Source organism: Streptomyces monomycini (assembly GCF_022271435.1).
Lineage (GTDB): Bacteria > Actinomycetota > Actinomycetes > Streptomycetales > Streptomycetaceae > Streptomyces > Streptomyces monomycini.
This window is the reverse complement of sequence record NZ_JAFIQY010000004.1, coordinates 230,112-244,991: the sequence shown is the minus strand read 5'-3', so window position 1 is coordinate 244,991 and position 14,880 is coordinate 230,112. Positions and strand designations below refer to the sequence as shown.

General features: G+C 73.8%; 3 protein-coding genes. 1 reads left to right on the top strand and 2 read right to left on the bottom strand.

Annotated features, from left to right (window positions below):
• Window positions 1–268: 268 nt before the first annotated feature.
• Window positions 269–955 carry a DUF4097 family beta strand repeat-containing protein gene (locus JXZ78_RS07390; protein ID WP_030020763.1) on the top strand — a complete coding sequence of 229 codons (687 nt, stop codon included), beginning with the start codon at window positions 269–271 and terminating at the stop codon, window positions 953–955.
• A 116-nt stretch (window positions 956–1,071) separates the two neighbouring features.
• Here JXZ78_RS07390 and JXZ78_RS07385 read toward each other — a convergent pair whose 3' ends face one another.
• Together JXZ78_RS07385 and JXZ78_RS07380 are read right to left on the bottom strand one after the other, a co-directional pair.
• Complete coding sequence (locus JXZ78_RS07385; RefSeq protein ID WP_078624327.1) at window positions 1,072–2,373, bottom strand: MFS transporter; 1,302 nt, start codon at window positions 2,371–2,373, stop codon at window positions 1,072–1,074.
• A complete protein-coding gene (locus tag JXZ78_RS07380; RefSeq protein WP_238782727.1) occupies window positions 2,374–14,844 on the bottom strand; it encodes a non-ribosomal peptide synthetase in 12,471 nt (4,156 codons plus the stop codon).
• Window positions 14,845–14,880 lie beyond the last annotated feature (36 nt).

Here is a 14,880-nt window from a genome sequence, read left to right as displayed (position 1 = left end):
CGGCCCGCGCACCAGGAAAGTCCCGAAAATGTCGTGGCCTTAAAGCTTTTCGGTCACATCGGGGAAAACGGGGGCCGGTGCCCATAGAGTAGTCGGGCCGGGGCGCGGACCGCAGGTCCGAGCCCCGGCAGTGACATGACCGGATTCCCACGTCGCGACGGCGGGTGGAATCGCCACCTGTCAAGGGGGAACGAAGTTGAATCGCGCGCGCCTGATACCCGCAGTGCTGGGGTCCGTAGTGGTGACCCTCGCGGTGAGTTCGTGCGGTATGACGACGAGCGAGGAAAGCAAGACCGAGAATCGGGACTTCGCGTATTCGGGCAAGAAGCTCTCCATCAGGGCCGCCAATTCATCGGTACGCCTGAAAGCCGGTGACGGTGACGGGACGGTCCGCGTGCAGCGGACGCTGAAGGGCAAGGCCGGGGACGCGGATGCTTCCGAGTGGTCCCTGGAGGGCTCGACGCTGACCCTGCGGACGGACTGCCACGGCATCTCCCTGTCCTGCGAGGCGGCCTACACGGTGTCCGTGCCGAAGGGCGCGGCCGTCGAGGTCACCAGCACCGCCGGGCCGGTCAGCGCCACCGGCCTCGGGCAGCCGCTGGACCTGCACGTCAAGGACGCCTCGGCGGAGGTGGAGAAGATCTCCGGGAAGCTGGGGATGACCGTCTCCGGCGGCAACGCCACGGCGACGGACCTCACGTCCGGGGAGTTCTCCGCGACGACGACCAACGGGCGGGTGAAGGCCACGTTCGCGGCGGCACCGCGGACGGTCACCGCCTCGGCCGGCAACGGCAACGTGAACGTCACCCTCCCCAAGGGCGGCGAGACGTACCGGGTGACGGCGAAGGCGACCAACGGCCAGTCCCACTCGGCGGTGCCGGACACCAAGGGCAGTGACCGCAAGCTGGAGCTGAAGAGCCAGAACGGCAGTGTCCGGCTGGACCGGGCGGAGTAGGCACCGGACCGGCCGCCTCCGGGCGCGGCCGGGTCCAGACCGTACAGAGGACGACGGAAAAGGGCGGGCCCCGCCGGCAGACAGCCGGCGGGGCCCGCCCTCGTGGGGCTCGCGGGTCAGCGGGGACCGGGCGCGTCCTCGGCGGGCAGCGCGGCATCGGACTCGGTGAAGCCGCGCAGCGTGGGGTTGAGCGTGACGGTGACCGCCAGTACGGCGATGCCGAGCGTGGACAGCAGGATCGCCCAGCGGGCGCCGGCGACCTCCATCAGCAGACCGCCGATCATCGGGCCGAGCGCCGCCGAGACGCCCGCGACCAGTCCGATGACGCCGCTCAGCCGGCCGCGCAGCCGGTCCGGGGTGGTCAGCAGCTGGTAGGTGCTGATCGCCGTGTTGGCGGTCGGCGCGAGGAAGGCGATGCCCGCCAGCACCAGACCCATGACCAGGCCGTTGCCGGTGGCCAGGGTGACCGGGGCCAGGGCCGCCATCACCCAGAACGTCAGGATCACCGAGACCCGCGGCCCGCACCGTGCGTACAGGCGGGGCGCGACCAGCGCGCCGAGCAGGCCGCCCGCGCCGAACATGGCGGCCATCACGCCGATCTGCGCCGCGGGCACGCCGCTCTGCTGGGCCACCACGACGATGACCAGGTACAGGACCTGGAACAGGAAGTTCACCGCGATCGCGCACAGCGCGGTCACCCGGATCAGCCGGTGACCCCACACCCACTTCAGGCCCTCCAGCGTCTCCCGCCGGAAGTTCGCGGGGGGCGCCCCCTCCTCCGGCCGGGCCGGCTTCGGCAGCCGGACGAAGAGCAGCAGGCAGAACGACACGACGTGGGTCAGCGCGTCCGCCACGAACGGCAGCACCCGCTTCACCCCGAACAGCGCGCCGCTGAGCGAGGTGCCGACGAGGTTGCCGATCGAGTTGCGGGCATGGTTCATCGAGACCGCGGTCGCCAGCTGGTCCGGTGGCACCACGTGCGGCAGCGACGCCTCCTCCGCGGGGTCGAACAGGGCGCTGCACACGCCGAGCACGGCGGCGACCGCGGCCATGTGCCAGACCGCCACCGTGTCGGTCCAGATCATCCAGACGAGCCAGACCAGCGCCACCGTACGGACGGCTTCGCAGGCCAGCATCACCGCCTTGCGGTTCCACCGGTCCACCAGCGTGCCGGCCGGCAGCCCGGCGGCCAGCTGGGCGGCGGCGTTGACACCCTGCACCAGGCCCGCGGTGCCGGGGGACCCGGTCACCGCCAGCACCAGCAGCGGGAAGGCCATGGTGGAGGCGTTGAAGCCGACCTCGGTCAGCGAGCGGCTGATCCACAGGATGTTGTAGTCGCGGTTGCGCCACAGGGGCTTGGACTTGCGAGGCGGCTCCTGCCGGTCGGGCAGGAGCTGCGGCGAGGGGGTCGTGGTCATTTAGCGGTCGCTCCGCTTCCGGGCCGTGACGGCCGCGCAGTGTCCGGCGACACCGCGCAGCGCGTCCTCGAACGACTGGGCCAGCTTCCGCACCGTGCCCGGGTCGAAGACATTGGTGGAGAAGTGCCAGGTGAACTCCAGCCGCCCGTCGACGGCGCTGCCCACCACCTCCAGGAGATGCGTGGCCTGCTCGGCCGGGCTCTGGTCCTGGCCGATCGCGCCGTGCTGGGTGTGGACGGGGCCGCGCGGCCCGCCCGCGGCGGCGGCCGCCGCTGACGTGCTCTCGTACTGGCCGAGGTAGTTGAAGACCGTCTCGGCCTCCTTGAGAGCGCCGAGCGCGGCGCCCGGCGTGCCCTCGGGAGCGAGGTGGCGCAGCGCGCCGTACGCCAGGCCGTTGTCCCGGACCGCACGCAGGTCGCGGCGGACCGACTTCATCAGCCGTGGCCAGTCGGGCCCGTCGCCGGGCGTGGCGCGGTCCGCCGGGACGGTGAGCGCCACCGGGTGGACGCTGGTGAACCAGCCGACCGTACGGGAGAGGTCGACCCCGTCGAACACCTCCTCCCGGCCGTGGCTCTCCACGTCGATGACGACCTTCTCCCGGCCCGTCCACCCGGCCAGCGCCTGCGCGAGCGCGCCGAGCAGCACCTCGCCGATGCGGGTGCGGAACACGGTGGGGGCCGACCGCAGCAGCAGGGCGGTCTCCGCCTCGCCCACCGAGGTGGTGGCGGTCGCGGCGGTGTCGGCGGAGTTGGGTCCGGGGCCGTCGACGGGCAGCGGTTCGGCGGCGCGCAGCACCTCGCTCCAGTGCTCCGCCTCGTGGTCGAAGCCGCCGTCGGCGGTGTGCTCGTTGAGCCGCCGCGACCACTCCTGGAAGGACGTGGTGCGGGCGCCCAAGGTGATGGACTCGCCCCGTACCGCCTGCCGGTAGCCGCGCTCCAGGTCGTCCAGCAGGATGCGCCAGGAGACCGCGTCGACGACGAGGTGGTGCACGGTGAGGAACAGCCGGCTGCGGGTGCCCGGCGCGCCGGTGAACAGCACGCCCTTGATCAGGGGACCGTTCGCCAGGTCGAAGCTCTCCTGCACCTCGACCGCGATGCGTTCGAGGGCCTCCGGCTGCTCGTCGGGGGCGACGCCGGACAGGTCCCGGCGGGCGAGGAGTTCGTGCTCCGGGACCGGCTCCGGGGGCGCGGTCTCCTGGTGCCAGCCCGCCGTGTCGCGGGTGTAGCGCATCCGCAGCGCGTCGTGGTGCTCGGGCAGCGCGGCGAGCGCGGCGGCCAGGGCCTGCTCGTCCACGTCCGCGACGAGTTCCAGCAGCGTCGACTGGTTGAAGTGGTGCGGGTGCACGCGGGTGCCGAAGAACCAGTGTTGCGAGGGGGTGAGCGGCACCGGGCCGACGACCGGCCCCGCGTCGCCCGCCGGCTGCGCGCCGTCCTCGTCCAGGACCACCACGGTGGCCAGTTCGGCGACGGACTGGTGCAGGAAGAGGTCCTTGGCGCTCATGCGCAGGCCGGCTTCCCGGGCCCGGGAGACGGCCTGGATGCTCAGGATGGAGTCGCCGCCGATGTCGAAGAACCGGTCGGTGGCGCCCACCCGTTCCAGGCCGAGCACGTCGGCCCAGATCCCGGCGAGGGTGCGCTCCACGCCGGTGGCGGGCTCCACGTAGCGCTGCTCGCCGGCTGCCTGGAAGTCCGGCGCGGGCAGCGCGGTGCGGTCCACCTTGCCGTTGGGGCTCAGCGGCAGCGCGTCGAGCACCGTGTACGCGGCCGGGACCATGTAGGCGGGCAGGGCGGCGGCCAGGTGGGAGCGCAGCTCCGTCGCGTCCAGCGGCGCGCCGCCGTCGTCCGTACGGGGCACCGCGTACGCCACCAGGCGCTTGTGACCGTTCTCCGAGGCGGTGGCGGTCACCGCGGCCTCCGCGACCCGCGGGTGGCTCAGCAGCGCGGCCTCGACCTCGGCGAGTTCGATGCGGAAGCCGCGGATCTTGACCAGGTTGTCGTCGCGGCGGACGAACTCCAGGTTGCCGTCCGGCCGTCGGCGCACCACGTCGCCGGTGCGGTAGAGCCGCTCGCCCGGGGCGCCGAACGGCGAGGCGACGAAGCGCTCCGCGGTCAGGTCGGGGCGGGCGAGGTAGCCCCGGCCCAGGCCGGTGCCGGCGATGTACAGCTCGCCGGGGCAGCCGAGGGGGACCGGCCGCAGCAGGCGGTCCAGCACGTGCAGCTGGACGCCCGCCATCGGCCCGCCGATGGGCAGGCTCTCGGCGCCGCCGCGGTCGCTGCCCTGGAAGAGGGTGGCGACCAGGGTCGTCTCGCTGGGCCCGTAGATGTTGAAGAAGTCGCCGCGCGCGGACCACGCCTCGGCCAGCTCCACCGGGCAGGTGTCACCGGCGGCGCCCACCGCCCGCAGGTCGGGCAGGGTGGCCGGGTCGAGGGCGGACAGCAGCGCGGGCGGCGTCATCAGCACCGTCGCGCGCTGCCCGCGGATCTCGTCGGCCAGATCGCCCGCCTCCTCCGACTGGGTCAGGCAGAGCGCGGCACCGGACAGCAGGGTGACGAAGATGTCCGACACACCGCCGTCGAAGCTGAACGACAGGTGCTGCAGCAGCCGGTCGCCGGGGCCCATCCGGAAGCGGTCGACGAAGTCGTCCACCAGGTGGCACAGCGACCGGTGGGCGATCATGACGCCCTTGGGCCGGCCGGTGGAGCCCGAGGTGTAGACGACGTACGCGAGGTCGTCCGGCCCGCCGGTGGCGGGCGGCGCGGTGACCGGGTGCCGGGAGATCTCCGGCAGGTCCCGGTCCAGGCAGACGATCTCCGCGCCGGTCGGCGGGAGCTGGCCGAGCAGCGCCTCCTGGGTCAGCAGGACGGGCGCGGCGGTCTGTTCGAACATCATCGTGAGCCGGTCGGCCGGGTAGTCCGGGTCCAGCGGTACGTACGCGCCGCCGGCCTTGACCGCGGCCAGCGCGGCCACCGCGATCTCCGGGGCGCGGCGGGCGCAGACCCCCACCAGGACGTCGGGGCCGACACCCCGCTCCGCCAGGTGGTGCGCCAGCTGGTTGGCCCGGGCGTCGAGCTGCGCGTACGTCAGCACCTCGGCGCCGTCGATCACGGCGGGCGCGTCGGGGGTACGGCGCACCTGCGCGGCGAAGACCGCGTCGGCGCGCAACAGGGGCGGCTGCGGGCGCGCGGTGTCGTTCCACCGCGCGAGCCGGTCCCGCTCGTCCGCGGGCAGCGAGCCGATGGCCGCCAGCGGCCGGGCCGGTGTCTCCGCCAGAGCCGCCATCAGCGCCTGGAGGTGGTCGGCCAGCCGCCGGGCGGTGCCGGCGTCGAACAGGTCGGTGTTGTACTGGAGGCCGCCGGCGAGGCCGCCGTCCACCTCCTCGAACTGGAGCGTCAGGTCGTAGGCGGCGCTGGTCGCGGGCAGCGCGAACTCCTCGATGCGCAGCCCGGACAGGGCCGGGGGCGCGGCCGGGGTGTTCTGGAGCACGACCATCGCCTGGAAGAGCGGCGAGCGGCTGGGGTCGCGTTCCGGGGCCAGTGCCTCCACGAGCCGTTCGAAGGGAACGTCCTGGTGGGCGAAGCCGTCCACGACGGTCGTGCGCACCCGGCCCAGGAAGTCGGTGAAGCTCTCGCGCTCGTCGATGCGGGAGCGCACCACCAGCGTATTGACGAAGAAGCCGACCAGCGGCTCCAGTTCGACGCGGTCACGGCCGGAGGTCACGGTGCCCACCGCGATGTCGTCCTGGTCGCTGAAGCGGGCGAGCAGCAGTTGGCAGGCGGCGACGAGCGCCATGAACAGGGTGGCGTCCTGGCCGGTCGCCAGCTCCTTGAACCGCTCGGTGACCCGCTCGGGGACGCGGAAGTCGAGGATCGCGCCGTTCGTGGTCCGTACGGCGGGCCTGCGGCGGTCGGTGGGCAGTTCCAGCGGCGGTACGTCCGCCAGCTGCTCCCTCCAGTAGGCGAGCTGCCGCTCGCTCTCCCCGGAGTCGTCCGCGGCGCGTTGCCAGGCCGCGAAGTCGGCGTACTGCACCGCGAGTTCGGGCAGCTGTGCACGGTCGCCGCTCAGCCGCGCCCGGTACATCGCCTCCAGGTCGCGGGTGATGACCGAGGCCGACCAGCCGTCGGTGACGATGTGGTGCAGGCACAGGGCCAGTACATGGTCGTCCTCGCCCAGGCGCACCAGAGTGGCGCGCAGGAGCGGACCGCGCCGCAGGTCGAAGGGGGCCGCCGTCTGCTCGCGCAGCAACTGGTCGAGGGCGGCGTCCCGCTCGTCCTGGGGGAGCGGGGCGAGGTCGGTCAGCGGCAGCGGCACCGGGGCGGCCGGGCGGATGATCTGGACGCCCTTGCCGTCCACGGTGTCGAAGACGGTCCGCAGCGACTCGTGCCGCTCGACGAGGTCGGCCAGTGCCTGGCGCAGCGCCTCGGTGTCCAGCGGCCCGCGCAGCCGCAGGCCGGTCGGGGAGAGGTACTCGGTCCCGCCGGGCTCGTAGGCGTCCATGAACCACAGACGCTGCTGGGCGAAGGAGAGCGGCAGCGCGACCTCGCGGTCCGCCACCGGTATCCGGTCGGCGGTGCCGGGGACGGCGGTGTCGGAGACGGCGGCGGCCAGCCCGGCGACGGTGGGCGTGGTGAACATCGCCCGCGGCGACAGGCCGGTGCCGAAGGCCGCGCGCAGCCGGGAGGTGATCTGGATGCTGAGGATCGAGTCGCCGCCGAGCTCGAAGAAGTTGTCGTGCACGCCGACCCGTTCCAGGCCGAGGGTGCTCGCCCAGATGGCGGCGATCCGCTCCTCCGTCGCGTCGCGCGGCGCCACGTGCTCGGCGGACAGCTCCGCGTGGCCCTCGGGCGCCGGCAGCGCCTTGCGGTCCACCTTGCCGCTGGGGGTGTAGGGCAGCGCCTCCAGGGTCGTGAACCGGGCCGGGACCATGTGGTCCGGCAGGTCCGCGAGGAGGGCTTCGCGCAGCGCGGCGCCGGTGACCTGGCCGGCCCCGGACGCCGGGACGACATGGCCGACCAGCAGGGTGCGGCCGTGGTCGCGGTGCACGGTCACGGCGGCGTCGCGTACGGCGGGCAGCGCCGACAGGGCCGCCTCGACCTCGCCCAGCTCCACCCGGAACCCGCGGATCTTGACCTGGTCGTCGGCCCGGCCCAGGAACTCCAGGTTGCCGTCCGCGCGGAAGCGCACCCGGTCACCGGTGCGGTACAGCCGGGCACCGGGGGTGAACGGGTCGGCGACGAACCGCTGGGCGGTCAGGTCCGGGCGGCCCCGGTAGCCGCGGCTCACCCCGTCGCCGCCGACGAAGAGTTCACCGCCGACCCCGACGGGCACCGGGTTGAGGTCGTCGTCCAGCACGTACACCCGGGTGTTGGCCAGCGGGCGGCCGACGGGGACGAACGCGCCGGCGCCGAGCACGTCGGGGGCGGGGGTCAGGACCGTGGCGTCGATGGTCACCTCGGTCGCGCCGTAGGCGTTGACGACCAGGGTGTCCGGGTGGAGGTGGTCCAGCAGCCGCAGGCAGTCGTCGGAGCGCCAGCCCTCGGAGCCGACGGACAGCAGCTTCAGCCGCGGCAGCCGGGTGCCGCGCAGGGCGACCTCGGAGACCAGCGCGTTGGCCAGCGTCGGCACCAGTTCGAGGGCGTCGCCGCCGGTGCGCTCGATGAGTGCGAGCAGCCGGGGCGGGTCGGTGACGACCTCGGCCGGGCAGATCGTCAGGGAGCCGCCGAAGGGCAGCGACCGCAGCATGTCCGCGAAGAACAGGTCGACGGACAGGCTGGTGACCGAGACGAAGTTCAGCCGCAGCTCGGAGAGCCGGTAGCGGTCCTCCCAGGCGTCGAGGATGTAGCAGAGCTGGCGGTGCTCGACCATGACGCCCTTGGGGCGGCCGGTGGAGCCGGAGGTGTAGATGACGTACGCCAGGTCGGCGGGGGCGGCCCCGGACTCGGGCGCGGCCGCCGGGTAGCTGCCGACGGGCGGCAGGTCCGTGTCCAGGCACACGGTGCGCGGTCCACCCGTCCGCTCGCCCGCGCGCCAGTCGGCGGCGCGTGCGGACTGGGTGAGCAGGACCGGGAGGCCGGAGTCCTCGACCATGAGGGCGAGGCGGTCGGCCGGGTATTCGGGGTCCAGCGGTACGTAGGCGCCGCCCGCCTTGAGGATGCCGAGGACGCCGGTGGCCATGTCGGTGCCGCGGTCGACGTTCAGCCCGACCAGGACACCGGGCTTGACGCCCAGGGTGCGCAGGTGGTGGGCGAGGTGGTTGGCGCGCTCCTCCAGTTCGCGGAAGGTGAGGGTCACCTCCTGGTGGCGGACGGCCGGTGCGTCGGGTGTGCGCGCGGCCTGCTCGGAGAACAGTTCGTGCACGGGGCGGTCGGCGGGGCGTTCCCGTACGGTGCCGGTGCCCGCGCGCAGCAGTTCCGCGCGCTGCTGCCCGGTCAGCCACGGCAGGCGGGACAGCGGCCGGTCCGGGTCGGCGGCCGTCTCGGTGAGGAGCACTTCCAGCTGCCCGGCCATCCGCGTGACGGTGGCGGCGTCGAAGAGCTGCGGGTCGTAGGCCAGCTCGAAGCGGAGCCGGTCGTCGCGGTGGGCGCTCAGGCTGAGCGGGAAGGTGTTGGTGTCCAGGGCGTCGACGCCGCGAATGCGCAGGCCGTGCACGGCCGCGCCACCGTCCTGGAGGGGGTAGTTCTCGAAGACGACGATGCTGTCGAAGAGGCTGGTGCCGGCCGGGATGTCGCTCCAGGTCTGGAGGCGGTTCAGGCCCGCGTACTCGTAGGGCCGGGCCTCCAGCTGCTCGGCCTGGAGCTCTTGCAGCCACTGCGCGAGCGGCTGGTGGGGCGCCACCCGGGCGCGGACCGGCACGGTGTTGATGAACAGACCGACCATGGACTCCACACCCGGCAGTTCGGCGGGACGGCCGGAGACCGTCGCGCCGAACACGACGTCCCGCGATCCGCTGTGGCGCGCCAGCAGCAGCGCCCACGCGCCCTGGATCAGGGTGTTCAGGGTCAGCCGGTGGTCCTTGGCCATCTGGGCCAGCTGTTCGGTCAGGCCGGTGGACAGCGCGAAGTTGACCGGGGCGGAGGACTGGGCGCGGTGAGCCTCGGCCGGCTGCCGGTCGTAGGGCAGCGGGGTGGGCGCGTCGAACCCGGAGAGGGCGGCGCGCCAGTGCGCCTCGGCCGCGTCGGCGTCCTGCTCCGCCAGCCAGGCCACGTACTCGCCGAAGGGGCGGAGGGTTTCCGGCTGTACGGTCCGCCCCGAGGTCGCGGCTGCGTACTCCTCGCCGACGGCGGAGAAGACGGCAGCCGTGCTCCAGCCGTCCAGCAGCAGGTGGCTCGATGTCCACACCAGGCGGACCGTGTCGTCGGTGATACGGATGACGGTCAGCCGCATGAGCGGCGCTACGGCGAGGTCGAGTCCCAGCGCGCTGTCCGCCGCCAGCAGCTCTTGCAGAAGGGTGTCCTGCTCGGCTTCCGTACGGTCCCGCCAGTCGTGACTCTCGACCGGGACGTGTACCTCGCGGTGCACGACCTGTACGGGTTCGGCGAGCCCTTCCCAGACGATGGCGGTGCGCAGCGCGGGGGTGCGGTCCACCACCCGCTGCCAGGCGGCGGCCAGGGCGTCGGGGTCGCGCACGCCCTCCAGCAGCAGGGCGAGCTGGTTGAAGTACGACTGGGAGGCGGGGTCCATCAGCCGGTGGAAGAGCATCCCGTGCTGCATGGGGGTGAGCGGGTAGATGTCCTCGACGCCGCGGCCGTCGCCCGCCAGGGCGTCGACCTCGTCCTGGGTCAGGCGCGCGAGCGGGAAGTCGGACGGGGTGCAGCCGCCGGAGGCAGGCTCCAGGCAGTGGTCGACGAGCTGTTCCAGGGCGGTGACCAGGGCGTCCGCCAACTGCCGGACGGTGTGCTCGTCGTGCACGTCCGAGGAGTAGAACCAGGTGAGGCCGAGCGTGCCGTCCTCCACCACACCGACCACGTCCAGCAGGTGGGGGCGCAGCTCGTCGGCGGCCGGGGTGTCGGCCAGGCCGTCCAGGCGGGCCCGGACCAGGCCGCCGTCCTCGGCGGCCGCGTCGAAGCGGCCGTGGTAGTTGAACGACACCTGCGGCGCGGGGTCCCGGAGCAGGGAGCGGGCCGGGGCGCCGTCCGCGGAGAGCCGGCGCAGGGCGTCGTAGCCGAGGCCGTTGCCGGGCACCGCGCGGAGCTGTTCCTTGACCGAGGTGATCGTCTCGCGCCAGCCGTCGCCGTCGCCGGTCCGTACGGCGACCGGGTACAGGGTGGTGAACCAGCCGACGGTACGGGACAGGTCGGTGCCCTCGATCAGCTCCTCGCGGCCGTGGCCTTCCATGGCGAGGACGATGCGCCGGCTGCCCGCCCAGCGGTTCAGGACCGTGCCGACGGCGCTCAGCAGCAGGTCGTTGACGCGCGTGCGGTAGACCGGGGGCACCCGGCGCAGCAGCGCGTCGGTACGGTCGCGGTCCAGGGTGGCGCTGACGCTGCGTACCGAACCGGCGGTGTTGGCTCCGTCGCGGTCCACCGGGAGGCGGCCGTCGCCGTCCTGGAACACGTCGCGCCAGTGGCCGAGTTCGCCGTCGAGGTGTCCGGCGCGTACGTGGTCGTGCAGGAGGCGCGACCAGGTGCCGAAGGGGGTGCCGGCCGGTTCGAGGTCGATGGGACGGCCCGCGCGGGCCTGCTCGTAGGCCCGCTCCAGGTCTTCCAGGAGGATGCGCCAGGACACGCCGTCCACCGCCATGTGGTGCGCGGACAGGAACAGGCGACGGCCTGCCGCGCCGCCCTCGCCGGCCTCGTCGCCCTCGTCGAAGAGGAGCGCGCCGAACACCGGGCCGTTCTCCAGGCTCAGCCCGGCACGCAGCGCGTCGGCGGCCTCCTGCCGGGCGGCTTCCCGGCGCGCTCCGGACGCCTGCGACAGGTCGACGCGACGGAAGACCTCGGTGGTCTCCGTCGCGGCGCAGTCCTGCGTCCAGCGGTCTCCGTCGCGGGTGAACCGGGCCCGCAGCATGGGGTGGTGGGCCACCAGCGCCTCGACGGCGGTACGCAGCGCGGCGGCGTCGGCGGCCGGGTCGAGATCGACGTACAGGGACATGGTCAGGCGGTCCGGACCGACGCGGTAGGTGTCGAAGAACCAGTCCTGGACGGGGGTCAGCGGCGCGGGCCCGGACAGCGCGGGCGCGGGCGCGGCGGGAGCCGCGTCGCCGTCGGCGGTGGCGATGTGCTGCGCCAGCCGGGCGACGGTCTGGTGCAGGAAGACGTCCTTCGAGGCGAGCCGCAGCCCGGCCCGGCGGGCCCGGGAGACGGTCTGGATGCTGAGGATCGAGTCGCCGCCGAGGTCGAAGAAGTTGTCGTGGACACCGACGCGTTCGACGCCCAGCAGGTCCGCCCAGATCCCGGCCAGGGTCTCCTCGACGGCGTCGCGCGGCGCGGCGTACTCGGAGGCGTCCGCGGCCGAGGGGGCGGGCAGCGCCTTGTGGTCGAGCTTTCCGTTGGGGGTCAGCGGCAGGGCGTCGAGGACGACGACGGCGGCCGGGACCATGTACTCGGGCAGCGAGACGGCAGTGTGCTCCCGGACGTCCTGCGGGCTCGGGGAGGTGCCGTCGGCGGGCACGACGTAGCCGATCAGCCGCGGGTGGCCCGCCGTGTCCTCGCGTACGGTGACGGCGGCCTGAGCCACCTGCGGGTGCCGGTGCAGGGCGGACTCGATCTCGCCGAGTTCGATGCGGTAGCCGCGGATCTTGACCTGGTCGTCGGTGCGGCCGAGGAACTCCACCTGGCCGTCCGGGCGTCGGCGGGCGAGGTCGCCGGTGCGGTACATGCGGGAGCCGGGCGGTCCGTACGGGTCGGCGACGAAGCGTTCGGCGGTCAGTCCGGGGCGTCGTACGTAGCCGCGCGCCAGTCCGGCCCCGGCCACGTACAGCTCACCCGGCACCCCGGCGGGCACCGGCCGCAGGCCCGCGTCCAGGAGGTGGATCCGCGCGTTGGGGCGCGGGCGGCCGATCGGGACGGCGCCGGGGGCCAGGACATCGCCCGGCTCGATGCGGTACTCCATGCAGCCGACGGTCGCCTCGGTCGGGCCGTACTCGTTGACGACGGTGGTGCCCGGGTGCAGCTCGCGCCACCGGTCCAGGTTCTCGCCCAGGAGCTGTTCGCCGCCGATGACCAGTTCACCGGTGGGCTGGAGCGGCTTCGGGGTGGTCGCCAGCAGGGTGAGGTGGGACGGGGTGGCCTTGAGCAGCGAGCAGGACTCCGAGGCCGGGGGCGGCTGCTCCGCGGTGTCCTCCAGGGTGCTGACGAGGACGCGGCCGCCGCTGATCAGCGGGGTGTAGAGGGCGGTGACGGTCAGGTCGAAGGTGACGGGGGAGTGCAGTACGGCGGTGCCGGACGCTCCCGGGTAGGCGACGGCGGCCCAGGCGACGTAGTCGGCGAAGGAGCGGTGTTCGACGACCACGCCCTTGGGGCGGCCGGTGGAGCCGGAGGTGTAGATGACGTACGCGGGATGGGCGGGGTCCAGCGGGGTGGTGCGCTCGTCGTCCCGCACCGGTCCGCACGGCAGGTCCGCTCCCAGGCCCTGGGCGCCCGCGCCGTCCAGAAGCGTGCGGGTGGTGCCGCTGGGCAGCGCGGCGTACGCGGCGGAGTCCGCGAGCACCAGGCTGGGCGCGGCGTCCTCCAGGACGTACGCGATGCGCTCGGCCGGGTGCTGCGGGTCGACGGGCACATAGGCGGCGCCGGTCTTCAGGACGCCGAGCAGCGTGACGACCAGGTCGGTCCCCGGGGAGGCGGCGACGGCCACCAGCTGCTCGGGGCCGACGTCGCGGGCGATCAGGGCCCGCGCCACGCGGTTGGCGCGTTCGTCCAGCTCCCGGTAGGTGAGCGTGTCCGCGCCGCTGACCAGGGCGGTCGCGCGCGGGGTGCGGGCGGCCTGGTCGTCCAGGAGCTGGACGACGGTGGCGGCGCCGACGGTGAAGTCGTCTCCGGCGGCGGCCCGCAGCAGCGCGGCGTGTTCCGCGTCGTCCAGCCACGGCAGGTCACGCACCGGCCGCCGCGGGGTCCGCGCCACACCGGCCAGCAGGGTCCGCAGGTGTCCGGCCATCCGGTCGATGCTCGCGGCGTCCCAGAGGTCGGTGGCGTACTCGATCGAGCAGGTCAGGCCGCCGTCCGCCGCCCGGCCGCCCCGCGCGTCCTGGAACTCGACGGTCAGGTCGAAGTTGGCGGAGGTCCGGGGGGCCTGGTAGGCCGCGACCTGGAGTCCGGGCAGCTCGGGCAGCCGCTCGGTGCCGCTCTGCAGCACCACCAGCGTCTGGAACAGCGGCGTACGGCTGGGGTCGCGCTCCGGACGCAGCGCCTCCACCAGACGGTCGAAGGGCACCTCGTCGTTGGCGAACGCGTCCAGCACGGTGTCCTTGACCCCGGCCAGGAAGTCCGTGAACACGGCGTCGTCGTCCACGGTCGAGCGCAGCACCACCGTGTTCACGAAGAAGCCGGCCATGCGGGTGAGTTCGGGCCGGTTGCGGCCGGAGGTGACGGTGCCCACGGCGACGTCCCGCTGCCCCGCGTACCGGGCGAACAGCACCTGGCAGGCGGCCACCAGCACGGTGTACAGGGTGGTGTCCTGGGCGCGCGCCAGCTCCCGCAGGCCCGCGGCGACGTCCGCCGGGAGGCTGAAGTCGCGCACGGCTCCGGCGCCCGAACGCACCGGCGGGCGGGGGCGGTCGCCGGGCAGGTCGAGCGGGGTGAGACCGGCGAGCTGCCCGCGCCAGTAGCCCAGGTGCTCCGCCATCCATTCCGGGGTCATCCGGGTGCGCTGCCAGGAGGCGAAGTCCACGTACTGCAAGCCCGGTTCGGGCAGCGCGGCGGTGCCGCCGGAGCGGCGGGCCGCGTAGAGCGTCCCCAGCTCTTCGAGGAGCACGCCGGTGGACCAGCCGTCGGTGACGATGTGGTGGGCACACAGCAGCAGGACGTGCTCGTCCGGTGCCACCCGCACCAACGCGGGACGGAACAACGGCCCGGTCCGCAGGTCGAAGGGCTGGCCGACCTGCGCGCGGGCGACAGCGTCCAGCAGGCCGGGAGCCGCGTCCGCGCCGGCCCGCTCCATCAGGTCGATCAGCGGGAGCGGCACGTCGTACGGCTCCCGGACCGTCTGCACGGGAGCGTCGTCCACCCGGTCGAAGGTGGTGCGCAGCGCCTCGTGGCGGGCCACCAGGTCGTTGAGCGCGCCAGTCAGGGCGGCGGTGTCGAGCGGGCCGGTCAGCCGCAGCCCGGCGGCGGAGTTGTACTCCGTGGAGCCCGGCTCCAGCTCGTCCAGCAGCCAGAGTCTGCGCTGGGCGGCGGAGAGGGGCAGCGGCGCGCCGTCCCGGGGGACGGCCGGGATCTCCGCCGCCTTGCGGGCGCCGCCCGCGAGACGGCGGCGCAGCTGTTCCTGAAGATGTGCGGGCAGGGCGGCTATGCGGTCGTTACGCGGGTCCGGGGCGTTCACTTGGTGTCTCTCCGTGGAAGTCGTCTAGCTCAGGGG

Excerpts from the sequence above, each read along its gene's own strand:
- JXZ78_RS07390 (WP_030020763.1), top strand. The coding sequence starts at position 269 with ATGACGACGAGCGAGGAAAGCAAGACCGAGAATCGGGACTTCGCGTAT.
- JXZ78_RS07385 (WP_078624327.1), bottom strand. The coding sequence starts at position 2,373 with ATGACCACGACCCCCTCGCCGCAGCTCCTGCCCGACCGGCAGGAGCCG.